This is a genomic window from Promicromonospora umidemergens (genome assembly GCF_024171995.1).
Lineage (GTDB): Bacteria > Actinomycetota > Actinomycetes > Actinomycetales > Cellulomonadaceae > Promicromonospora > Promicromonospora umidemergens.
Window position 1 is genome coordinate 118,322 of record NZ_JAMTCT010000006.1, and the last position, 21,590, is coordinate 139,911.

Consider the following 21,590-nt stretch of genomic DNA (forward strand, 5'->3'; position numbering starts at 1 on the left):
TCTCGACACTACCGGGCAAGCGCCCACGTCACGGCGCGAGGTCGAGCAGCTCCTCGTCGACGGCCATGACGGTCCAGCTGTTGCCGTCGGCGTCCGCGAGATCGTAGGCGGGGACGAGCAGCTCGGTGCCGTCGGACACGGTGTAGCGCACCTCCGTGAGCGTCGCCGTGACGATGGTCACGTCCTCGACGGGCCAGGCGATCGGCCCGCCGGGCTCCGGCACGCTGCGAGGCCCGGTCCCCGGTGAGGGCTGAGCCTGTCGAGGCAGGCCCAGCGCCGCACCGGCGAACCGCGGATCGCCCAGCCGCGCGACGGCCTCCGCCTCACTGACGACCGGGTACGAGCCGAGGGCCTCGGGCGGGGAGCCCGTCCTGGCGACGCGTACCTGCGCGGTGGTCGGCGCGTCCGACAGCGCGGCACCCGCGTGGAACACGAACCCCGTAGCCGTCGACAGGTCGCCGGTCGCGTCGAGCGGCTCCACCCCGGACTTGGACTCGGCTTCGGCCTCGGGATCGGCCTCGGGATCGGCTTCGGGATCGGCCTCGGGATCGGCCTGGTCCGGCGCCCCGAGAAGCGACGGCGTCTCATCGCTGGACTCGACCGCCATGTCCGCGGTCGACGGTGCCCCCAGGCCGTTCTCTCCGGCTACGTAGCCACCACCACCCGCCGCGACGATCCCGGCCACGGCTGCCGCGACCAGCCACGGCGTCCGACGCCGGTGCCGCCGAACCGCCAGGTCGTCCGGCTGCTCGCGCTCTGCCGGTCCTTGCCCGGCCTGCTCAGCGCCGGCCTGCTCTGTGCCTGCCTGCTCTGTGCCTGCCTGCTCTGTGCCTGCCTGCTCCGCGATCAGCGCGTCGACCTTGGCCCGGAGCACGCCCTGGGCCGGATCCGGCGCACGCCTCGCGGGGTCCGCCGCCACCAGGCGGTCGAACGCCGGGTCCTCCAGCCGCTCGTGCTCGTTCATCGCCGTCCCTCCGTGCCGTGCTCGGCTACGCACCGCGCACACCCCTTACATGTGCTCATGCGTCCACCGCTTGCTCCTGGCCGTCCCACGCGTCGCGGAGCCGGGCCCGGGCGCGGGACAGCGCGGCGTCGGCCCCACCACGGGAGACGCCGAGCACCTGGGCGAGCTCGTCACCCGACAGACCGTCCCAGGCGACCAGCAGCAGGATGCGCCGGTCGCGCGGGGTCAGCCGGGACAGGACCTGGCGCACGGCGTCGTCGGCCGCTGCGAAGGTCGCGGGGTCCACGTCGTCCGGCTCGTCCGGGACGACGGCGACAGGGAGCGCCCGCATCTTGCGCCGATGGTTCGCCAGGACGTAGCCGGCGGTCCGGTACATCCACGGCAGCTCGGCGCCGTCCGGCACGTCGTCGCGACGGCGCCACGCTGTGGCGAGCACCTCGGCGGCAAGGTCCTCGGCGTCGGAGGCCCGACCGCCGTCGGGCAGCCGGCGGACGAAGTACGAGTAGAGAGCGCGCGAGTGCGCTTGGAAGAGCGCGCTGAACCAGGCGTCGTCGTGCCGCGGCCAGGTGTGCGGCGGCTCGTCCTGCGGGGCGCCGGGGCTGTCGTCCACACCCCCACTCTGTCGCGAACGGGTCCCCGCTTGCACGCGGCGCCACGTTGTGGTCGGTAAAAAGTCAGGTGGTCGGCACCCCCGGGGTGCCGACCACCTGACGTTCTACCGACCACGCGATGTCGCCCCGATCAGCAGGCGCCCTGGTCCTCCCATACTCCCCATTCGCCGGTGGTGCCCGGTGTCTCGTTCGTCGTCCACCACTTGGCACGCCACTCGTGCTCGTTGTGCGACACCGTGTCGCCACCCACGTAGACCTCCGAAGCGCTCCAGGCGTCCGAGGCGCACACATCGCCCGGCGGGTCTGTCGGCGGGTCGGTCGGCGGGTCGGTCGGCGGGTCGGTCGGGCCGTCGTCCTCGACGGGGCCCGGCGTGCCGGAGCCGAGCACACGCTGCAGGGCTCCGGTGAGCGTGCCGGACCGGTCACCCGACAGGTCCCACCACATGGCTCCGCCCAGGCCCTGCGCCCGGATGTAGTCGGCCTTGGCGGTCACGGACTGCTCGTTGTCGTACGACCACCAGGTGTTGCCGTCGTGCCGCCAGGCGGCCCCGAGCTCGGCGTCGTAGTACCCGGTGCCGGCGTTCTTGATGACGTCGTAGTCGTTGATGCCCGCCTCCCACTGGCCGGAGGCCGGCCCGGTCGCGGTGCCCCACGCCTCGGACGACGAAGCACCCGTCCAGCCGCGCCCGTACATCGCGAGGCCGAGGCCGAGCTGCGCCGGGTCGATCCCTGCGTCCGTGTACGACCGCACCGCGAGGTCCACGCTGAACTGCCGGGCGGGCTCCCGCGGGTCCGCGGGGTCGTGGTAGAGGTTGCCCTGATGGCCCGTGAGCGCCGGGTCCCAGGCGCCGTGCAGGTCGTAGCCCTGGACGTTGCCGAAGTCGAGGTAGTCGAAGATCTCGGGGTCGTTCCAGCCGCCCGCCTCGATGTCCGCTGGGTTGGCGGGCAGGAACGCGGAGAGCTCGTAGTCCTTGCCCGTCGTCGCGCCGAGCGCGTCGAGCTGCTCCCGGAACTCCGCGAGCAGGAGCTTGAAGTTGCGCGCGTCGTTCACGGGGTCGACGTGGTTGCCCTCGGCGCCGTTCGGCGAGCCGGGCCACTCCCAGTCGATGTCGAACCCGTCGAAGACGCCTGCGGCGGCACCTGCGCCGCCGCGGCCGTCGATGACCGGCAGGTTGCCCTTGATGAACATGTCGATGCAGCTCGACACGAGCTTCTCGCGCGAGGCGTCCGTCTTGGCCGCGAGCGAGAAGTTCTTGGACCAGGTCCACCCGCCCATCGACATCATGACCTTGAGGTCCGGGTGCTTCGCCTTGAGCTGCTTGAGCTGGTTGAACGACCCTGCCAGCGGCTGGTCCCACGTGTCGGCGGTGCCCGACACCGAGTTGGCGGCCGTGTAGCCCATGCCGTAGTCGGCCCAGGCGTCGCCGGCGCCGTCGGAGCCGTTGGGCCCGGGGCTCTGTGCCTTGTTGGCCTCGAAGCACTCGAGGTTCTGGTGGTGGATGTTCGCGAAGGCGTAGTTGATGTGGGTCAGCTCGTCCGCCACGCCGGACGTGTCGAGCTGCTTGACCTGGTAGCCGCGCCCGTACACGCCCCATTGCGTGAAGTAGCCGACGCTGCGGAAGCCGTTGATGGCAGAGGAGCTCGCTGCGGTAGCCGGCTCCGCCTCTGCCGCGTTCGCCGCGCGCAGGCCGACGCCCGCCACGGCGGCGGAGGCGACCACGGCGAGCGCCGCCACCCCCGCGAGGATTCTCCTGGTCGTCCTGCTGGCGCCTGACGCCGGTTCGTACGTCGAGTCCATCGTCTTCCCTCTCTGTTCCGGTCGCGCTGCTCCAGAAACGGTGTTCCGCTAAAAGTAAGGAAACCTGCGTTAATGGGAAATAAGGGAATTCCACACGATGGGACTACGTAGTGGAACCACCTGGTACCGCACGAGGTTGTTTCGGCCCGGCCGTGAGGGCACCGAAACAACGTCGTGCGGTATCAGGTACATCGATCGTCCGGCGGGGCAGGATGGCAGGTCGATCGGTGTATCGCAGCAAAAGTCGTGGGCCCAGGTTGATGCGGGTGAAACATGAGGAGGCCATACTTGCGAGCACCGTGAACGAATCCGGGGAGGGTCAACGATGACCGCGCTGCCGCTGCAAGTCGTTTTTCCACTCTCTCTCGGTGACCGCACCGTGGCGCCCGACGTCGCGTGTGAGCTCAGCCGAGTGGTGGGTGACGAACCTGGATGTGTAGACCAGACAGCCCGGATGCTCGACGACGAGCATCTGCTCGGGACGGCTCTGATGCCGGACCCGCTACCCGCCGCGCGCGCGGTCCGCGAAGCCGTTGGCCCGCTCGGGCTCGACGACGACGCGCGCCGCGTGCTGCTCGTCGCCGCCGTCGCCGTGGTGGACCGCACCGAGGTGCTGCTCGCCGCGTCGGGCACCGACATCGACACGCTCATGGCCGGTCCGGCCGGGCACCACCTGCATCTCGTGGGAGGCCGGTTCCGGTTCCACCATCCACGCGTCCGCTCGGTGGTGCACGACGACGCCGACCTGGCCACCCGCACCGCCGCCCACGTCGCCCTTGCGGATGTGCACCGCAAGGCCGACGAGCCGCTCATCGCGATATGGCACACGGCCCTGAGCACGCTCGCCGGTGATCCCCTGCTCGCCGACGGCCTGGTCGAGCTCGCCGAGCAGCACCTCGCCCGCGGCGACGTGCACCGTGCGCACGAGGTCGCCCGCGAGGCCGCGAGCCACGGCACCGGCGCGGTGCGAGCACGCGCCTTCGCGGTCGCCGGTCGGGCGGCGCTGTGGGCGGGGCACGTGCACGACGCCGTCGTGCACCTCCGCCGCGCCACCCACCCGGCCGACACCGGCTCGTCCGCCATCGGCGTGCCCGACGCCGCGCGCCCGCTCGGGATCGCGCTCGCGCTCCTGGACGGCCGGCCCGACGCCGTCCTGCCCGACGACGCCAGTGGTGTCGACCGTGCGGCGATCGCCGCGGCGCGCACGACGATCCGCCTGCTCGACGGCGCCCCCGGCGAGGCCGCCACCCTCCTGTCCGAGGTCGCGGAGCTGGCCCCCGCCCGCCCGGCCGGCCGGTGGTTCGACGGCCCCGACGAGGCGATGAGCCCGCTCGCGGAGGCGCACCTGCGCGTGGCGCAGTCCTACCTCGCGCTGCGCCTCGGCGACATCACCGAGGCCGCCTCCGTGCTCGACGACGCCGTCGAACGCCTCCCCGTGGCCCTCGCGTTCGGCGGGCTCGGGATCGCGCTCGCGCGACGCCTCGACCTGGTCCGCGACGGACACCTCAGCCGGCCGACGGCGGCGCTCGAGGCGGCGGTGCCGGGGCAGGTCGCGCCCGTCGTGCGTGCGGCCACGCTCGGCGACCGGGCCCAGACCGCCGTGTTCGACGGGCGCTGGGTCGAGGCCGCCACGCTGCTCGGGCTCGCGGCCGAGCGGGGCGGCGACGACCTGCACCGCCTCTGGCTGCCCACGTCCGACCCGGTGGAGCTGCTGGTGCTCGCCGGGCAGGACCGGGCGGCCCGGCGCTCCTACGAGCGCCTGCGGCTCCGCGCCCTGCCGCCGGTCGGGCCGGAGTCCGGGAACGGGTTCTCCGGCGGGCCGGTGCGCCGTCGTCGGCTCGACCTGGCGCGCGCCGAGCTGGCCCTCGCCGATGCCTCCGGCGTCAACCGGGCACGGGAACGGGCCGTCGAGGCCTCGCTCCGCGTGGGCTCCACGTTCGAGCGCGGGCTCACGGAGCTGGTCGCCGCCCGGGCCTTGGCCCGCCTCGGCCTGCCCGTGGATGCCGCTGCGCACCTGCTCGGTGCGCACGAGCTGTTCGAGGAGTCCGGGGCGAAGGCCTGGGAGCATGTCGCCGAGCAGGCCCTCAGGACGCCGGACTTCGTGCCGACGGGCGCGGGACGTGCCGCGCCGCGTGCCGGCGGCACGGCCCTCCGGAGGGCGACGCCGGGCGAGCCCGACGAGACGACCACCCAGGCGCGCTCGACCAGCCGCTCGACCGGCCGCTCGGCCGGCGAGACCCGGACGACCGGCGAGACTGCCGGGCGGGCGCCGGGCGAGTCGACGGGAGGGGCTGCCTCCGACACCGGGCAGGAGGAGCCGTGCGTGCAGTGGAACGGCCTGCTCACCGAGCGCGAGCTCGACGTGGCGAGGCTCGTGGTGCAGGGCCGGACCAACCGGCAGGTCGCCGCGAACCTCTACGTGTCGGTCCGCACCGTGGAGGTGCACCTGGGACGGGTCTTCCGCAAGCTCGGGGTGCGCTCCCGCACTGAGCTGGCGGTCCTGGCGCTGCGCGGCTGAGCCGCTCGGCAGCAGCGTTGCCCAGCAGCGTTGCCCGGAGGCGTTGCCGAGGGCTCAGGCCTCGAGAAGGATCGTCACCGGGCCGTCGTTCACGAGCTCCACCTGCATGTCCGCACCGAACCGTCCGGTCTCGACAGTCAGCCCACGCTCCCGGAGCGCGGTGACGACGGCGTCCACGAGGGGCTCGGCGACCGGTCCTGGTGCGGCCTGGTTCCACGTCGGGCGGCGCCCCTTGCGGGCGTCGCCGTAGAGCGTGAACTGGCTGACGACGAGCACCGGCGCGCCGACGTCGGCGACCGACTTCTCGTCGTGCAGGATCCGCAGGTCGGCGATCTCGCGGGCGATCGTCTCGACCTGGGCGGGGCCGTCGTCGTGCGTCACACCGACCAGAGCCAGGATCCCGGGCTTGTCGATGGCGCCCACCACCTCGCCGTCGACTATCACCGACGCGCGGGTGACGCGCTGGAGCACCGCCCTCATCGGCGGCCCTCGGTGTAGGCGTCGGCGAAGACCGCCCGGACCTCCCCGACCGGCCGTCCGCCGCCGAGCACCGGCACGCGACCCAGACCGTCGAGCCCACCCGGGTACACCCCCGGCAGACCGGCAGCACCCGCCGCGCGCAGGGCGGCGGCGAGGATGGCCGGACGCGACCGGGCGGAGCCGTCGAGCACCTTGAACGCGATGGCCGAGCCGTCGGGCAGGCCGGCGGCGTAGACGCCCTCGGCGCCGTCCTTCGCGACGAGGCCCGGCACCGCCTGCATGGCGAGCGTGGCGTCGCGGCCTGTGCCGCCCACCATGTCGGGGTGCGCGGAGACCGCGCGACCGACGCGTGCCTCGTGCGAACGGAGGTCGACGGTGGGCGCGGCGCTCAGGACCGAGAACGCGCGTGCCAGGCCGAGCAGCGTGGTGGAGAACAGGGGCGCGCCGCAACCGTCCACGGTGGCGTGCATGACCACCTCGGCGTCGCCGGTCAGGTCGAGGATGGTCGCCCGGACCGCACGCTGCAGCGGATGCTCGGACGACAGGTAGGTCTCGATGTCCCAGCCCTGCGTGAGGCAGGTGGCGAGCATCGCGGCGTGCTTGCCCGAGCAGTTCTGCGCCAGCGGCGCCGGACCCGGCCCGCCGGCCAGCGGCGCCATGTGCCACTCGAGCGCGGCCGGCGGGTAGAGCGGCAGGTCGGGCGTGTTCCGCAGGGCGTCGGGCCCCAGGCCTCGGGACGCGAGGATCTGCAGCACGCCCTCCAGGTGGAACCGCTCGCCGTTGTGGCTCGCGGCGGCCAGCGCCAGCAGGCGGTCCGGCAGCTCCAGGCCGGCACGCAGCATCGCGACGAGCTGCAGCGGCTTGAGCGACGACCGGGCCCAGATCGGCGTGGTCGGGTTGCCCACCTGGATCACCGGCCGGCCGGCCGGGTCGAGCACCACGAGGTGCCCCAGGTGCACCGACTCCACGAGGTCGCCGCGGATCACCTCGGCGAGCGGTGCGGCGTCGTCGAGCACGCCGCCCGACGCTGTGCTGCCCGGCCGGGACATCGACGACGCCGCCGGCCCGGCCGGCATGGGCGCCGTCACCAGCCGCTCTGCGGGCCGCGCGGCTTGTTGCCCGTGCCGTACGGCTGGAGGCGGGGCCGCACGCTCACCCAGTAGATGATCGCCGGCGCCACCGCGATGATGTTGAGGAAGGAGCCGAACATGAACCCGCCCGCCATCCAGCCCTGGGGCAGGCCGAGGAAGCCGAGAGCCGCTGCGAAGCCCAGGATCGCCAGCCAGCCGGCCTTGGGCACGCGCCCTCCGGCCCGGAAGCCCTTGTCGGGCCGACGCACGGCGTCGATGAACGCGACGACCTGCACGACGAAGACCACGAGCGCGAGCGCTGCCATGACGAACCACTGCAAGAATCCCACGGCGCGAGCCTACGGCACGGACTCAGTCCTGACGGGTGTGCTTGGCGCCGAACAGCATCGTGGCGAGCATCAGCATGAACGCGGCCACGCCGAGCAGGGCGGGAAGCAGCGCCCACAGCCAGCTCACCGTGAATCCGACCGCGAGGAACGCCGCGGCGGTCAGAGTCCACACGATGGTCGCGTAGATGCCGAACCGGGCGGCCGCCGCGGGGTCCTTCTCGAAACGGTCACCGGCCTGCGCATGCTCCCGCGCCTGCTCCAGGACCCACGGCTTGTGCCGGTTCGTCTGGGTGGCGACGAGGTAGGCGAGCCAGCCGCCGCCGACGACGAACAGGGGTACCGCGGTCTGGAAGGCCGAGGCAGGGCGCGCGAACACTCCGTAGTACTCGAACCCCGCAACCAGACCGGTCAGCAGGATTGCCGCCGCCGCTCCGTACGCGACAGCCCGTCGGCGTGGCATCGGGTAGTTCGTGGCCGTCTCTCGCATGAGTGACGCCGCGACGATCCAGCCGACGGCGGGTCCGGACAGGAACGGCGCGACGAGCAGCAGCACCAGGTGTTCCGGGGCGTCACCGTCTATTCGGTCTGCGTTGCCTACCAGGAATGCGGTGGCCGCGACGAGCGGGACGAGAGCGAGCACGGCCACTACCGAGGCGACCACGATGCCGGCGGCGTCCCTGCGCGCTACGGGCTCCCGGCGCCGCTCGGCAGCTGCCGCAGCCGCGTTGGCGACGGCAGGGCTGGGCATCGCGGGCGCACCCGCTCCCCCGTCCGCCGTCTGACCGGACGCCTCCTCGACGAGCGCACGCACGTCGCCGAGCTCGTCGACCGCCCGCCGGGCAGCCTCGTCGGGGGCGACGCCACCCGTGGTCAGCTCCGCGACGCGGTCCAGGAGGTTCGCGCGGATCTCCTCCTTGAGGTCCTGCACGTCGGCGGTGGCCGGGAGACCCACGAAGGCTTCGTCCAGCAGTCGATGCACCGATGTGTTCGTCATCGAGAACCTTTCAGGTCAAGGAGGGAGTCGATGGTGCGCCGCGTGACCACCCATGCGTCCACGTTGCGCCGGTACACGGCCCGGCCCGCGTCGGTGATGCGGTAGTACTTGCGCCGCCCGCCCTGGGACTCGTCGCCCCAGTAGCCCTCGACCAGACCGTCCTTCACGAGCCGCCGGTAGGCCGCGTAGAGGGTGGCCTCCTTGATCTCGTAATCGCCGCCGGTCGCGTCGCGGATCACCTTGTAGATCTCGAACCCGTAGCGGTCCCGGCCGCGCAGCACGCCGAGCACGATCGTGTCCGTGTGGCCGCGCAGGAGATCGGCGGCGAAGGCATCCGCTCCGCCGTCCGACGTCGACCCGCTCGCCTGTTGCATCACATCAGGAACTGTATCTGATCAACTACTACATCACAACGAAACTGCCACGGCCGGGGCCGACTGCAGAGTTAGTTGCGGACCCACCAGCCGACTGCAGAGTTGGTAGCGGATAGGTGGCCTGTACCCGCAACCAAGTCTGCAGTGAGCTCTCGGGGGCACTACCAAGTCTGCAGTCGGGGCGCTGCCGCTGGCCGAAGACGCGGTAGCCCCCGCCTGTCCGCCCCCCACCCCGCGCGCCGCGCGCCGCGCGCCGAGTGCCGCGCGCCGAGTGCAGAGTTGGTCGCGGGCACAGCCGGCGAACGCAGACTTCGTTGCGGATACAGGGCCGCTAGCCGCTACTAACTCTGCAGTCGGCAGTTGTGCCCGCGACCAACTCTGCACTCGGCGTCCGGGCCGGCCTGGGTGGGTGGCCTGGCGGCGCCCACAACTCCAGCAACCACAGCTCCAGCAGTCACAGCTCCAGCAGTCACAGCTCCGGCAGCGCGTCTCGTGCCTCACCCGGGGAGGCACCGGCGGCCTCCAGCGTGTCGACGATGGGCGACCGCAGCAGCATGACCAGCGACTGCACCTGCCAGTCCCCCTCGCCGACGGTTCGCGGGTCCGCCTGCGCAGCCACGATGGTCAGGGCCTCGCGCCCGCGCGAACCGTCGCCCCCTGATCCGACGTCGGAGGCGAGCTGCCGCACGGCCGACGCGAAGCCCTCGACCAGCCCTGCCACCGGATCGACGTCGTGGTCGCCCTCGAGCACCGGGACGACCCGGCGGGCGAGGACCCGCACCGACCGCATCGTCCGGTCGACGAGCACCGCTTGTCCCTCCAGCCGCGCCAGCTCGCCGCGGTGCATCCGCCCCACGGAGATCCGGGCCAGCTCGCGTGCGGCGCGGGCGCCCTCCTGCCACTCCGCGAGCACGGGCTCGGAGGCTCGGCCACGCACCAGGGCGGCGCCGACGTCGTCCACGTCGCGCGAGCGCATGCCGCGGGCGAGCGTCTCGAGGGTCTCTGCGAGCTCCGTCACCGCCTGCTCGGCGAGCGCGCGCGGGCGTCGTCGGGTGTCGCCGGGCGTGAGCAGCGCGACGAGCAGGGCGATAGCGCCACCGATCAGCGCGTCCGTCCACCGCCCGATCGGCCCGCCCGACACGGACGGCAGGCCCACCACGATGATCGCCTGCGCGCCGGCCTGGATCACCAGGAGAGCACCTCGGTCGATGAACCGCGCCGCGATGGCGGCGATGAACAGCACCACGGTGAGCTGCCACCAGCCCGAGCCGATGAGGTGCACCAGCAGGTCGCCCATGCCGACGCCGACGGCGACCCCCACGGCCATCTCGGCCACCCGGCGCACGTCGCGCAGCGCGGTGAACCCGAGGCAGACCCAGGCGGCGACCGGCGCGAAGAACGGCATCTCGTGGCCGAGCACGTAGTGCGCGACGGCGTACGCGATGCCGGCGGCGAGCGACGCCTGCGCGATCGGGAGCAGACCGGCCCGTGCGCGCGTCCAGCCCTGGCGCAGCCGGGTGCGCAGCACCAGCGTGCGCATGGCCTTGCGCCACATGTCGTCCGCCGAGCCGGGCAATGAGGTCACGGAGGCATCTTCGCATCCGCCCGACCGTCGAACACGAGGCGCTGTCAGAACCTCCAGCACGTCAGACGTACGGGTCAGCCGAGTGACCCGTACGTCCGACACGTACGTGTGCGTCTGACAGGTATGCCGGTCAGATCAGGCTGCCCGGCCCACGCAGGCCGCGGGTGAGCGGGCCGTGCGCCTCGGGGCGGTCTACCGACATACCGTCGCCTGGGACCACCGTCTCCTGCGCCGCGGACACCTCGATGACCTGGCCAGAGATCTCGCCGAACACCATGAGCTCGACGTCCTCCGGCACGTTGCGCTTGAGCACCGCGAGGCCGATCGGCCCCAGCTCGTGGTGGCGGGCCATCGAGGTGAGGGTGCCGACGACCTTCCCCGCTCCGCCGTCCGACGCCGGGAGACGCACCTCGGCGCCCGGCTCGGGAAGCAGGTGCTGCGAGCCGTCGAGGTGCAGCATCACCAGCCGGCGGGGCGGCCGACCGAGGTTGTGCACGCGGGCGACCGTCTCCTGGCCCCGGTAGCAGCCCTTGCTGATGTGGACAGAGGTGCGCAGCCAGTCCAGCTCGTGCGGGATCGTACGGCCGTCGACCTCGCGCGCGTATCGCGGGCGCCAGGCCTCGACGCGGAGCGCCTCCGTGGCCCAGGTACCGGCGAGCGGCCAGCCGGCCGCCTCACGAGCCGCGACCTCGGACTCCAGGTCTGCGCGAGGCACCAGCACGAGCCGCCACGGGCGCTCCGCGCCGGGGTGCTCGGACTCGGGCGGACCGTAGCGCGTTCCGCCACCGACGACGTGGGGCCAGGCGTCGTGCCAGGTCACCGGTTCGCCCTCGATGCCGTCGGCCGCGACGGGCTCGCCGATCGCCGCCCACTCATCGGTGGCGTCCGTGACCTCGACGCGACGCGTGAACCTCATGCGGTCGAGCCAGCCGGCCAGACCGGGCGCCGACTCGCGCTCCGTGATCAGCCACGTGGCATCGCCGTCGTCCACGACGCCCGCGGCATGCTCGATGTGGCCCTGCGGTGACAGGACGAGCAGCTCGGTGCTCGTCCGCGGGGCCAGGTCCTCCAGCTGCTGCGAGGTGATCGAGTGCAGCCAGGTCAGCCGGTCCGGTCCCGCGACCCGCACGACCCCCAGGTGCGACTGGTCGACCACGGCGCCACCGCGCGACAGCGCACGCTGCTCGGCGGTCGGGTCGCCGTAGTGCCAGGCAATCCCGGCGTCGGGCCCGGCAGCGGCGACCGCTCCATGGCGGCTCAACAGGGGGCTCACGTAATCCATGCTCACCTCAGGTGCAGCGTTGGGGGCGGGCGAGGCATTCCCCGCCCGCACGACGTGTCAGGCGCTCAGGCCACCGGAGTGACCCATGGGTCCGACACGGCTCATTGCCGATCCAGCTCCGCCGACGCGTACGAGCGCAGCGGCTCGCCGAACGCCGCGAGCTCCTCCACCCACAGCAGCCGGCCCTCGACCAGTCCGTACAGCCGCTTCGACGCCCGCACCTCGGACGCCGTCGACGTACGCGCTATCGCGTCCGACGCCAGGTCGATCCGCCCGTTGCCGGCCGCGCCGATGTAGACGGTGATGCGCCCCGAGGCGTCGGCAACGAGGACCTCGAGTGCCTGCTTGTCGTCCTCCAGGCCGTCGGGGCGGTCGGTGGACACGCGCCAGTAGCCCGTCTCGGTGGACCAGACGGTCCCGGCGGCTGCGACGTCGGCTGGGGCGGCGGCCTCCGTCGGGTCCGGCACCGGGGCCGGCCATTCGCCGTCGCCGGGCAGCGCGTCCGGGACCACGTCCTCCAGCACCCGCAGCGTGGACTCGAACCGCAGGTACGGGCCGCCGTCGTGGTCGAGGACCAGGTCCTGCACGAACGCCTTCTTGCCGATGCCCGGGTACTCGATCACGCCCTCGCCGCGCCACCGGCCCACCAGCCAGGCCAGCGGGTACACCTCGGGCGAGAGGCCGTCAGGGAACGCGAACGTCATCAGCGCTGGCCGGTGTACAGCTTGTAGACGACGTAGCCGGCGAACCAGGTGACGGCGACGGCGACGGCCACGATGAGGCCGGTGAAGATGAGCTCAAGGGCATGGATCGACATGGTGTCGATCCTAACGGTCCAGCGCCTACAGTCAGCGGCATGCGCGAGCTCGTGATCAAGACCACTGCAGGCCTGGACCGGCCCGAGGCCACCAACCAGGCATTCACCGTCGCCGCCGCGGCCGTGGCGGCGGGAGCCGAGGTGAGCCTCTGGCTCACCGGCGAGTCGGCGTGGTTCGCGCTGCCGGGCCGCGGCGCCGACCTCACGCTCGAGCACGCGACGCCGCTGCCCGACCTCCTGGAGGTCGTCCTGGCCGCCGGGACCGTCACGCTCTGCACCCAGTGCGCCGCGCGCCGCGGCATCACCGAGGCGGACGTGCTGCCCGGGGTCCGGATCGCAGGATCTGCCCTGTTCACCGAGGAGATCCTGCGCGAAGGGGCCCAGGCCCTGGTCTATTGAGCCCGGCTGGGCCCGGTTCGAGAGGTCGGTAAGACGTCAGGTGATCGGCAGCCCGAGCTGCCGATCGCCTGACGTCTTACCGACTACGCGACCCGACTACGCGATCCGAGATCGCGATCCGAGATCGCGCTCAGGCGCGGACCAGGCCCGCCCGGCGCATCAGCAGGTACATCTCGCACCCGAGGCAGAGCCCGACGACGGCGTTGAGCGCCGCGGCGACGAATGCCACCGCTGCCGCGATCGGCACCGCAGGAAGCACACCGAAGAACCCGAGGAGCACGCCCACCGCGGTGACGAAGAGACCGACCCCCTGCGCGAAGCGCGGCGGGCGACGGTCCTCCAGCTCACCGGGCGGGCTCAGGCGCGGGCGCACGAACTTCTTGAACAGCATGCCCTGCCACGAACCCTCGGCACCGCGCAGCGTGCCGAGCACGAAGCTCAGCATGATGAACGTCAGCAGCCACAGTCCGGCGGTGCTCGCGCCGAGCAGCACCACGGCTGCCAGCAGCACCGCCGTGATGCTTGCCCCTACGCGCGGTCCGCGCGGGTCGATCCCCTTGCTCACACTCATGACTGCCCTTCCCCGTCCGCTTCGGCCACCGCGGCCGGGATCCGGCTCAGCGCCTGGCGTGCCTGGGTGTCGGACACCACACCGCTCATGCGGGCGACCTCCTGCCCACCGCCGTCGACCACGAGCACGGTGGGCGTACGGAGCACGCCAAGGCTGCGCACGAGGTCGAGGTGGTCGTCCACGAGGAGCTCACGGTGCCCGACGTCGGCCGCCGACCTGGTGAGCCCGCCGAGCACCCGGGAAGTGGACCGGCAGGCGGCACACACCTCTGCCGAGAACTGCACGAAGGTCACCCGGTCCGCGAGCGCGATCCCGGACGACGCCCAGTCGACTCCGACGGGCGTTTCCCTGGGCGCGCGCACGGCCCCTTGACGTGCCGACCACCACACTCCGAGTGCGGCAGTACCCAGCACGAGCACGACGAGCGCTATCACCTGTCCCAGCATTTAGCCCACGATGCCGTGAGTTGCTCATCTGGACAAGCCCTCACCTGCAATGACGCCTGTCACAGTGCGCGTTCTGACTCTCTCGCACGGTCGGACGCGTGCTTTCCTTGGCACGACACCCGGCCCAGCAGTATTTCTCGTGCCGAAATGCCGACCTGCCGGTGCCGCTCCGATGGTAGCGTGCATGCATCCGCATATATGGGAGAATTTGCTAAGATGGAAGTTTTGCCAACTCGCACCTGGAATGGAATCACCATCCCAGCGGCCGGTGTATACCAGATCGACCAGAACCACAAGCGGCTCGGCTTTCTTGCGATGCACATGATGGTCAGCCCCGTACGGGGGGAGTTCGCCGAGGGCGAGGCGTCCGTCGTCGTCGCAGAGGATCCGCTCGCTTCCCAGGTCACCTGCACCATCCAGGCCGCGTCGATCGACACGCACGTCGCCGACCGCGACGCCCACCTGTCCGGCCCGGACTTCCTGGACGCCGAGAACCACCCGGCCATCGAGTTCCGCAGCACCGGCTTCCGGATGCGGACCCAGGTGGACCCGATCTTCTCGTGGGCGCGGCTCAAGGCGGGCACCGCGGGCCGGGCCCCGCACGACCCGCTGCAGCCTGACGGCTCGTTCACGAAGTTCGTCATGGACGGCCTGCTCACGGTCCGCGGCGTCACGCGCCCGGTCTCGCTCGAGTGCGAGTTCGGCGGCGTGGGCCACGACCCCTACGGCCAGGACATCTTCGGCTTCCACGGCAGCTGTGACATCGATCGCGAGGAGTGGGGTCTGCTCTGGAACGTCGCGCTCGAGGCCGGCGGCGTCCTGGTCGCCAAGAAGGTCCGCATAGAGATCGCCGGCGAGATGATCCGTCAGTCCTGAGCGGCCCGACGGCGTCGTGGTCACCGCGGTCGTCGACGCGTCAGAGGATGACCATCCGGCCCACGACGAACACGAAGATGCCGCACACCGCCACGGGTAGCGCGCTCGCAGAGAGCCCCGCCAGCCGGGCACCACGAGCCGGCAGCCGTTCCAGCAGCAGGTGCAGCGCACCCACGACGACGCCCGAGACCAGCCCGCACCAGAGGCCGCTCACGGTGTCGATGTTCGGCAGCAGCGTCCCGACCCCGCCGCCCACCACCACGGCGGCGACGGCGGAGATCCCCAGCGCCACCCAGCCACGCACCGGCAGCGCCGACACGGCGGCGGCGACCGCCAGCGCGACCGCGCTGGTCACGACCAGGTCCGCACCGGCGTCGGACCGCGCGGCGGCGATCCAGCCGGAGGTCGCGATGGCGGCGACCACGCCAGCCACCGTGCCCGACACCGACTCGGTGAGCTGTGGCCGCCCGTCGCGGCGCAGCATCTGCGCGATGAAGGCGAGCACCACCGCGCCGGCCAGGACCGTCGGCAGGTGCCGTAGCACCGGCTCGCCCTGGGTGAAGTAGGTGGCGACCGCTCCGCCGATGCCGCAAAGAGCCACGACCACGCGGGTGCTTCCGGACGCGGGCAGCCGGAGCAGCGACGGCCAGCCCAGCGCGACGAGAACCACCAGGACCACTACCGCCGCCACGAGGGGCAACGGCCGGGGCTGGACGTAGGACGCTGCGGCGACGAGGGCTGCGAGCGCAGCGGTCGTCACGGCGCGGGTGGAGACGGACACACCCAGAGTTTTCCAGAGTCTGCCCAAGTTCCTTCAATCGCAGCACGTCCGGTATCCGAACAGCGGACCGAGGGAGACGAGAGACACTCGCGTCATGCGTGCGTCACGGGTCCTGACCGGCATGGTGGTACCCAGGAAAAGGGCGTGTAACATGCACGCAACAAGCAACAGGGCAGACTTCCGCAGAGCCAGTTGAGTGCCAGTTGGACGCGACGGGACGTCTCGCTACAGCGAGACCCGAGCCAGGGACGGTTGCAGGACGCCGGTTCCGAGAGGAGGTGCGTCAGTGGCAGAGCTGTTGATCCTCACACCCGCTACCGGCGGGTCTGCCGATATCTTGCCCGCACTAGGACTGCTGTCCCATCGGGTGCGAGTGCTGCCGATGGAGCCGTCGGCGCTGGTGGACGCGCCGGACGCGGACGTCGTCCTGCTCGACGCCCGGCGCGACCTGGTCGCCGCCCGGACAACCTGCCGGCTGCTGCACGCCACCGGACTCACGGTGCCGCTCGTGCTGATCCTCACCGAGGGCGGCCTCACGGTCGTTACCCACGAGTGGGGTGCCGATGACCTGCTCCTGGAGTCCGCCTCGCCCGCCGAGGTCGAGGCTCGCCTGCGCCTGGTGATCGAGCGCTCGGCGCGCGGCCCGGCCGAGGAGTCGCAGCAGGAGATCTCCGCGGGTGAGCTCGCCATCGACGCCGGCGGGTACACCGCCCGGCTGCGCGGTCGCCCCATCGACCTCACCTACAAGGAGTTCGAGCTCCTCAAGTACCTGGTGCAGCACCCGGGCCGCGTGTTCACGCGCGCGCAGCTGCTGCAGGAGGTCTGGGGCTACGACTACTACGGGGGTACGCGGACCGTCGACGTCCACGTGCGCAGGCTGCGGGCCAAGCTCGGTCCCGAGCACGAGCAGCTCATCGGCACGGTGCGGAACGTCGGTTACCGGTTCGACCCGCCCAAGGAGCAGCGTCCGGCCGAGGAGCCGCCACCTCCCCCGGCGCCGGCCAGCCTGCCGGACCACGCTTCAGCCGCCGGCGCCCCGGCCACCACCGACGCCGTCGGCTCCCCCGGGCAGAACGCGGGCTCCACGGACGACCCGAACGCTGGGCCCGCCGGCAAGCGGGTCGCGCAGAGGGGCCACTGAGGCTGCGCACGGGCGGAGCACCCGGCCGCAGCGAAAGGAGGGCATCCGAGCATCGCGCAGACCCGCTGCCGAGCGCGTAAGTTCGTGATCGTGACCGCTCTCTCGGCTCGACCGGCCGTCCGCACGGCAGCCACCAGCGACTACACGTGTGCCTTGGTCGAGGGCGCGTGGCAGCACGAGTTCGTCTCGTCGGGCGGTTCCCGCTTCCACGTGGCGGTCGCCGGCAGCGAGAGCCGCTCCGCGCCGCTGATCATGCTGCTGCACGGCTACCCACAGTTCTGGTGGGCGTGGCGGGCGCAGATCCCCGCCCTGGCCGACGCCGGCTACCGCGTCGCGGCGATGGACGTGCGCGGTGTGGGCGGGTCGGACAAGCCGCCGTCGGGCTACGGGGTGCCGGCACGGGCGGCGGACGTCGCGGGTGTCGTCCGCTCCCTCGGCCGAGAGCGCGCGGTGATGGTGGGGCACGGCACGGGCGGCACGCTCGCCTGGGCCCTGGGGGCCCTGCACCGCAGCACGACGGCGGCCGTCGCCGTGCTCGCCAGCCCGCACCCTGCCCGGGTCCGCCTGCGCAGCCACGCCGCGTTCACGTCGGCGGCCTTGCGCGAGCTGGCGTACCTGCAGCTGCCGACCCTGCCTGAGCGCGCGCTGACCCACGGTGACCTGGTGAGACGCACACTGACGCTGGGCGCCGCCGCCCCGCTGCCCGACGACGTAGTGGAGCTGTACCGGTCCGTGATGCGTATCCCGTTCGCCGCGCACTCCGCCGCGGAGGCGTTGCGCTGGGCCGTGCGGTCCGCACCGCGGATGGACGGGCGCCGGTTCGGCGCCGCGCTGCGCCGTCCACTCGATGTTCCCGCCCTGCAGCTGCAGGGCGGCCTGGACGGCATCGTACGACCCGAGCGGTCCGACCTCGATGCCGTCGCCCTGGCGCCCGACCTGCGCTACGAGCTGATCCCGGGCGCCGGCCATCTGCTCCCGGAGGAGGCCCCGGACCGGGTGAACGAGATCCTGCTGGACTGGCTGGCCCGCGTGAGCCCGGTGCCGCGGTAGGACCGGCCGCTAGGACCGGCCGCTAGGACCGGCCGCTAGGACCGGCCGCGGGCGAGGGCTACTTGGGCGCGACGATGGGCAGGCCCGCCGAGGCCGAGCGGTCCGGCGCCGGGCGCACCAGCTTCGCCGCCTTGTCGGGGTCGGTCTCGCCCGCCCCGTAGGACGGGCACAGGTCCGCGATGCTGCAGGCCCCGCAGGCGGGGTTGCGCGAGATGCACACCCGCCGCCCGTGCCAGACGAGGTGATGGCTGAGCTTGGTCCAGTCCTTCTTGGGGAACAGCTCGCCCACCTCCGCCTCGACCTTCACCGGGTCTTCCTCCGTGGTGAGGCCCAGCCGCCGTGCCACGCGCCCGAAGTGCGTGTCCACCGTGATTCCCGGTACGCCGAACGCGTTGCCGAGCACCACGTTCGCCGTCTTTCGCCCGACGCCCGGCAGCGTGATCAGGTCCTTCAGCCGGCCGGGGACCTTGCCGTCGAACCGCTCGACGAGCGCCTGGCCGAGGCCGGTCACGGCCCGCGCCTTGGCCCGGAAGAAACCGAGCGGCCGCAGGATCTCCTCGAGCTCGTCCGGGTCCGCCTCCGCGTACGCCTGCGCGTCCGGGTACATGACGAACAGCTCCGGCGTGGTCTGGTTGACGCGGACGTCGGTGGTCTGCGCACTGAGCACCGTCGCGATCAGCAGCTCCAGCGGCGTCGTGAAGTCCAGCTCGGCCCTGGCGTCCGGATAGGTCTCCGCGAGCCGGCGGTTGACCCGCCGGGCCCTGCGCACGAGTGCCAGCTGGTTCTCCTGCGGATTGCCGGCGGCCTTTTCGGGTTCGCGTTCCCTGACAGTTGTCACATCGGTCACACTAGCGAGCCTTGCTGACATTCGGCTGTCGAGCTCCGCCGCCCGGTTTGGCGCCGTGTACCCGGGACGCGGAGTATGAGAAGGTCGAGGGCGCACACGCCGTCCACGAGCCGTGCTGTCGCACCCGATGCCCCACCCCACGGTCCGGGCAGCACCCGGACCTCACGACGGTCCACGTGAATCGAGGAAGAATCACCATGCCGTACACGCACCACCTGCGCGTCTACCCGTCCGCCGAGCCGCTGAAGCGCACCGACCAGCTCGCCTGGAAGCTCGCGGAGCTCGCCACGGACAACGTCGAGCCCACGGCAGAGGTCACCGACATGGTGATCAACCGCGTGATCGACAACGCCGCCGTGGCGGCCGCCAGCCTCACGCGTGGCCCGGCGGTCGCCGCCCGGTCGCAGGCCCAGGCGCACCCGTACTCGCCCGGCTCGACGGTGTTCGGCCTCGCCCCCGAGGCGACGAGCAGCCCGGAGTGGGCCGCGTGGGCCAACGGCGTGGCCGTGCGCGAGCTCGACTTCCACGACACGTTCCTCGCGGCCGAGTACTCGCACCCGGGCGACAACATCCCGCCGATCCTCGCGGTGGCCCAGCACGCGGGCTGTACCGGCAAGGACCTGATCCGCGGCATCGTGACGGGCTACGAGATCCAGGTCGACCTGGTCCGCACGATCAGCCTGCACAAGCACAAGATCGACCACGTGGCCCACCTCGGCCCGTCGGCCGCCGCAGGCATCGGCACGCTGCTCGGGCTGGACACCGAGACGGTGTTCCAGGCCATCGGCCAGGCGCTGCACACCACCACCGCGACGCGGCAGAGCCGCAAGGGCCAGATCTCGACGTGGAAGGCGCACGCCCCGGCCTTCGCGGGCAAGCTCGCGATCGAGGCAGTGGACCGCACCATGCGCGGCCAGACCTCTCCAGAGCCCATCTACGAGGGTGAGGACGGCGTCGTCGCCTGGCTCCTGGACGGGCCCGACGCCGCCTACGACGTCGTGCTGCCCGCGATCGGCGAGCCGCGCACCGGCATCCTCGACACGTACACCAAGGAGCACTCCGCGGAGTACCAGGCACAGGCCATCATCGACATGGCCCGCGCGCTCGGCAACGAGCGGCCGGAGCTGCGCGACCCCGCGAACGTCCAGGGCATCGTGCTGCACACCAGCCACCACACGCACCACGTGATCGGCTCGGGCGCGAACGACCCGCAGAAGTACGACCCGACGGCGTCGCGCGAGACCCTGGACCACTCGGTCCCGTACATCTTCACGGTCGCGCTGCAGGACGGCGGCTGGCACCACGTCGACTCGTACGCCCCGGAGCGCGCCCAGCGCCCCGACACGGTCGGGCTGTGGCGCAAGGTCACCACCGCCGAGGACCCGGAGTGGACACGCCGCTACCACTCGACCGACCCTGCCGAGAAGGCCTTCGGCGGCCGCGTCGAGATCACGCTCTCCTCGGGCGAGGTCGCGAGCAGGGAGATCGCCGTCGCCGACGCCCACCCCCTTGGTGCCCGCCCGTTCGCCCGCGCGAACTACGTCGCCAAGTTCCGCACCCTGGCGGCAGGCATCCTGGAGGACGCCGAGATCGAGCGCTTCCTCGGCCTGGCCGAGCGGCTGCCCGAGCTCACGCCAGCCGAGGTCCGCGAGCTCACGATCGTCGCGGCGCCCGGTGTGCTGGACACGGTCCAGGCCCCGACGGGCCTCTTCGAGCTCGGGCGGGCCTGATGCTCTACTCCCACCTCACGCCTGCGGCCAAGCGCCGCGCCTTCCGCGAGGCCCTCGCAGGCCCGGACATCCTGCGGCTCCCGGGTGCGTTCAACCCGCTGAGCGCCAAGCTGATCCAGGACAAGGGGTTCGACGGCGTCTACGTCTCCGGCGCCGTGCTCTCCGCGGACCTCGGACTGCCCGACATCGGCCTGACCACGCTGACCGAGGTGGCCGGCCGGGCCGGGCAGATCGCCCGCGTCACCGACCTGCCCGTGCTGGCAGACGCCGACACCGGGTTCGGCGAGCCCATGAACGTGGCCCGCACGGTCCAGACCATGGAGGACGCCGGTGTGGCCGGCATCCACATCGAGGACCAGGTCAACCCCAAGCGGTGCGGACACCTGGACGGCAAGGAGGTCGTCGGGCTCGACGACGCCGTCCGGCGCATCCGGGCCGCCGTCGACGGCCGCCGCGACCCCGACTTCCTGATCATGGCGCGCACCGACGTCCGCGGCACCGAGCCGGGCGAGCGTGGGCTCAAGCTCGCGATCGACCGCGCCAAGGCCCTGGTCGACGCCGGGGCCGACGCGATCTTCCCCGAGGCGATGAAGGACCTGTCCGAGTTCGAGGCCGTCGCCTCGGCCCTCGACGTTCCCGTGCTGGCCAACATGACCGAGTTCGGCAAGTCCGAGCTCTTCACCGCCAAGCAGCTGCACGACGCCGGGGCGCGGCTCGTGATCTACCCCGTCACCCTGCTGCGCATCGCGATGGGTGCCGCGGAGCGGGCGCTGGACCACATCTCGGCGTCGGGCACCCAGGATGCCCTGGTACCCGAGATGCAGACCCGCGCACGGCTCTACGAGCTCACCGACTACGCGGCCTACAACCACTTCGACAGAGACGTCTTCACCTACAAGCCCTGAC

At 72.1% G+C, this 21,590-nt stretch carries 22 protein-coding genes; 7 read left to right on the forward strand and 15 right to left on the reverse strand.

What is annotated here, in order from left to right; genetic code table 11:
- Positions 1-28: 28 nt before the first annotated feature.
- The 3 genes from APR04_RS12370 to APR04_RS12380 all read right to left on the reverse strand — a co-directional run bounded on the left by APR04_RS12370 (position 29) and on the right by APR04_RS12380 (position 3,373).
- The gene (locus tag APR04_RS12370) at positions 29-964 is read right to left on the reverse strand and encodes a hypothetical protein (RefSeq protein WP_253870677.1); all 936 of its coding nucleotides are present in this window, start codon (positions 962-964) and stop codon (positions 29-31) included.
- A 55-nt stretch (positions 965-1,019) separates the two neighbouring features.
- The gene (locus tag APR04_RS12375; RefSeq protein ID WP_253870679.1) at positions 1,020-1,574 is read right to left on the reverse strand and encodes an RNA polymerase sigma factor; all 555 of its coding nucleotides are present in this window, start codon (positions 1,572-1,574) and stop codon (positions 1,020-1,022) included.
- Between the two features lie 131 nt (positions 1,575-1,705).
- Positions 1,706-3,373 (reverse strand): glycosyl hydrolase family 18 protein, encoded by a 1,668-nt coding sequence (locus tag APR04_RS12380; protein WP_253870681.1) that lies wholly within the window; start codon positions 3,371-3,373, stop codon positions 1,706-1,708.
- Between the two features lie 454 nt (positions 3,374-3,827).
- On the opposite strand from APR04_RS12380, the gene APR04_RS12385 reads away from it, so the two are divergent.
- Entirely contained in the window at positions 3,828-5,891 is a 2,064-nt protein-coding gene (locus APR04_RS12385) for a helix-turn-helix transcriptional regulator (protein WP_253870683.1), read from the forward strand.
- Positions 5,892-5,945: 54 nt separating this feature from the next.
- Here APR04_RS12385 and dtd read toward each other — a convergent pair whose 3' ends face one another.
- The 8 genes from dtd to APR04_RS12425 form a co-directional block, all read right to left on the reverse strand.
- The gene (dtd, locus tag APR04_RS12390) at positions 5,946-6,371 is read right to left on the reverse strand and encodes a D-aminoacyl-tRNA deacylase (RefSeq protein WP_253870685.1); all 426 of its coding nucleotides are present in this window, start codon (positions 6,369-6,371) and stop codon (positions 5,946-5,948) included.
- Positions 6,368-7,462, reverse strand: coding sequence for an asparaginase (locus tag APR04_RS12395; RefSeq protein WP_372496106.1), 1,095 nt, complete (start codon positions 7,460-7,462; stop codon positions 6,368-6,370). Before APR04_RS12395 ends, dtd begins: the two co-directional genes overlap by 4 nt.
- The gene (locus tag APR04_RS12400) at positions 7,456-7,791 is read right to left on the reverse strand and encodes a DUF2516 family protein (protein ID WP_253870687.1); all 336 of its coding nucleotides are present in this window, start codon (positions 7,789-7,791) and stop codon (positions 7,456-7,458) included. The genes APR04_RS12395 and APR04_RS12400 overlap by 7 nt, the downstream gene beginning before the upstream one ends.
- Before the next feature lie 22 nt (positions 7,792-7,813).
- Positions 7,814-8,785 carry a permease prefix domain 1-containing protein gene (locus APR04_RS12405; RefSeq protein WP_253870689.1) on the reverse strand — a complete coding sequence of 324 codons (972 nt, stop codon included), beginning with the start codon at positions 8,783-8,785 and terminating at the stop codon, positions 7,814-7,816.
- On the reverse strand, positions 8,782-9,159 hold the full coding sequence (locus tag APR04_RS12410) for a PadR family transcriptional regulator (protein ID WP_253870983.1): 378 nt from the start codon (positions 9,157-9,159) through the stop codon (positions 8,782-8,784). Before APR04_RS12410 ends, APR04_RS12405 begins: the two co-directional genes overlap by 4 nt.
- Positions 9,160-9,628: 469 nt before the next feature.
- Positions 9,629-10,744 (reverse strand): FUSC family protein, encoded by a 1,116-nt coding sequence (locus APR04_RS12415; RefSeq protein WP_308292345.1) that lies wholly within the window; start codon positions 10,742-10,744, stop codon positions 9,629-9,631.
- Between the two features lie 130 nt (positions 10,745-10,874).
- Entirely contained in the window at positions 10,875-12,026 is a 1,152-nt protein-coding gene (ygfZ, locus tag APR04_RS12420) for a CAF17-like 4Fe-4S cluster assembly/insertion protein YgfZ (RefSeq protein WP_253870691.1), read from the reverse strand.
- Positions 12,027-12,127: 101 nt separating this feature from the next.
- Positions 12,128-12,730: a heme-binding beta-barrel domain-containing protein gene (locus tag APR04_RS12425; protein WP_253870693.1), complete on the reverse strand. Its 603-nt coding sequence runs from the start codon at positions 12,728-12,730 to the stop codon at positions 12,128-12,130.
- Between the two features lie 152 nt (positions 12,731-12,882).
- Here APR04_RS12425 and APR04_RS12430 point away from each other — a divergent pair, with 152 nt between their 5' ends.
- Positions 12,883-13,242 carry a DsrE family protein gene (locus tag APR04_RS12430; protein ID WP_253870695.1) on the forward strand — a complete coding sequence of 120 codons (360 nt, stop codon included), beginning with the start codon at positions 12,883-12,885 and terminating at the stop codon, positions 13,240-13,242.
- 130 nt (positions 13,243-13,372) lie between these two features.
- Here the strand turns inward: APR04_RS12430 and APR04_RS12435 are convergent, their stop codons facing one another.
- A complete protein-coding gene (locus tag APR04_RS12435) occupies positions 13,373-13,813 on the reverse strand; it encodes a DUF4395 domain-containing protein (RefSeq protein ID WP_253870697.1) in 441 nt (146 codons plus the stop codon).
- A complete protein-coding gene (locus tag APR04_RS12440) occupies positions 13,810-14,259 on the reverse strand; it encodes a thioredoxin family protein (protein WP_253870699.1) in 450 nt (149 codons plus the stop codon). The genes APR04_RS12435 and APR04_RS12440 overlap by 4 nt, the downstream gene beginning before the upstream one ends.
- A 216-nt stretch (positions 14,260-14,475) precedes the next feature.
- Between APR04_RS12440 and APR04_RS12445 the strand changes: the two genes are divergently transcribed.
- Positions 14,476-15,135 (forward strand): YceI family protein, encoded by a 660-nt coding sequence (locus APR04_RS12445; RefSeq protein ID WP_301312420.1) that lies wholly within the window; start codon positions 14,476-14,478, stop codon positions 15,133-15,135.
- Between the two features lie 40 nt (positions 15,136-15,175).
- Here the strand turns inward: APR04_RS12445 and APR04_RS12450 are convergent, their stop codons facing one another.
- A complete protein-coding gene (locus APR04_RS12450; protein ID WP_253870703.1) occupies positions 15,176-15,916 on the reverse strand; it encodes a hypothetical protein in 741 nt (246 codons plus the stop codon).
- Positions 15,917-16,202: 286 nt separating this feature from the next.
- Here APR04_RS12450 and APR04_RS12455 point away from each other — a divergent pair, with 286 nt between their 5' ends.
- Together APR04_RS12455 and APR04_RS12460 are read left to right on the forward strand one after the other, a co-directional pair.
- Positions 16,203-17,057 (forward strand): winged helix-turn-helix transcriptional regulator, encoded by an 855-nt coding sequence (locus tag APR04_RS12455; protein ID WP_253870705.1) that lies wholly within the window; start codon positions 16,203-16,205, stop codon positions 17,055-17,057.
- A 90-nt stretch (positions 17,058-17,147) separates the two neighbouring features.
- Positions 17,148-18,107: an alpha/beta fold hydrolase gene (locus tag APR04_RS12460; RefSeq protein ID WP_253870707.1), complete on the forward strand. Its 960-nt coding sequence runs from the start codon at positions 17,148-17,150 to the stop codon at positions 18,105-18,107.
- A 58-nt stretch (positions 18,108-18,165) separates the two neighbouring features.
- On the opposite strand, the gene nth is transcribed toward APR04_RS12460, so the two are convergent.
- Complete coding sequence (gene nth, locus APR04_RS12465; RefSeq protein ID WP_301312421.1) at positions 18,166-18,975, reverse strand: endonuclease III; 810 nt, start codon at positions 18,973-18,975, stop codon at positions 18,166-18,168.
- 176 nt (positions 18,976-19,151) lie between these two features.
- On the opposite strand from nth, the gene APR04_RS12470 reads away from it, so the two are divergent.
- Entirely contained in the window at positions 19,152-20,684 is a 1,533-nt protein-coding gene (locus APR04_RS12470; protein ID WP_253870711.1) for an MmgE/PrpD family protein, read from the forward strand.
- A complete protein-coding gene (gene prpB / locus APR04_RS12475) occupies positions 20,684-21,589 on the forward strand; it encodes a methylisocitrate lyase (protein WP_253870712.1) in 906 nt (301 codons plus the stop codon). Before APR04_RS12470 ends, prpB begins: the two co-directional genes overlap by 1 nt.
- Position 21,590 lies beyond the last annotated feature (1 nt).

Coding starts and splice junctions, on each gene's coding strand:
- APR04_RS12370 (WP_253870677.1), bottom strand. CDS start 964: ATGAACGAGCACGAGCGGCTGGAGGACCCGGCGTTCGACCGCCTGGTG.
- APR04_RS12380 (WP_253870681.1), bottom strand. CDS start 3,373: ATGGACTCGACGTACGAACCGGCGTCAGGCGCCAGCAGGACGACCAGG.
- APR04_RS12385 (WP_253870683.1), top strand. CDS start 3,828: ATGCTCGACGACGAGCATCTGCTCGGGACGGCTCTGATGCCGGACCCG.
- dtd (WP_253870685.1), bottom strand. CDS start 6,371: ATGAGGGCGGTGCTCCAGCGCGTCACCCGCGCGTCGGTGATAGTCGAC.
- APR04_RS12405 (WP_253870689.1), bottom strand. CDS start 8,785: ATGACGAACACATCGGTGCATCGACTGCTGGACGAAGCCTTCGTGGGT.
- APR04_RS12410 (WP_253870983.1), bottom strand. CDS start 9,159: ATGCAACAGGCGAGCGGGTCGACGTCGGACGGCGGAGCGGATGCCTTC.
- ygfZ (WP_253870691.1), bottom strand. CDS start 12,026: ATGGATTACGTGAGCCCCCTGTTGAGCCGCCATGGAGCGGTCGCCGCT.
- APR04_RS12425 (WP_253870693.1), bottom strand. CDS start 12,730: ATGACGTTCGCGTTCCCTGACGGCCTCTCGCCCGAGGTGTACCCGCTG.
- APR04_RS12430 (WP_253870695.1), top strand. CDS start 12,883: ATGCGCGAGCTCGTGATCAAGACCACTGCAGGCCTGGACCGGCCCGAG.
- APR04_RS12435 (WP_253870697.1), bottom strand. CDS start 13,813: ATGAGTGTGAGCAAGGGGATCGACCCGCGCGGACCGCGCGTAGGGGCA.
- APR04_RS12440 (WP_253870699.1), bottom strand. CDS start 14,259: ATGCTGGGACAGGTGATAGCGCTCGTCGTGCTCGTGCTGGGTACTGCC.
- APR04_RS12445 (WP_301312420.1), top strand. CDS start 14,476: ATGGAAGTTTTGCCAACTCGCACCTGGAATGGAATCACCATCCCAGCG.
- nth (WP_301312421.1), bottom strand. CDS start 18,975: ATGTCAGCAAGGCTCGCTAGTGTGACCGATGTGACAACTGTCAGGGAA.
- APR04_RS12470 (WP_253870711.1), top strand. CDS start 19,152: ATGCCGTACACGCACCACCTGCGCGTCTACCCGTCCGCCGAGCCGCTG.
- prpB (WP_253870712.1), top strand. CDS start 20,684: ATGCTCTACTCCCACCTCACGCCTGCGGCCAAGCGCCGCGCCTTCCGC.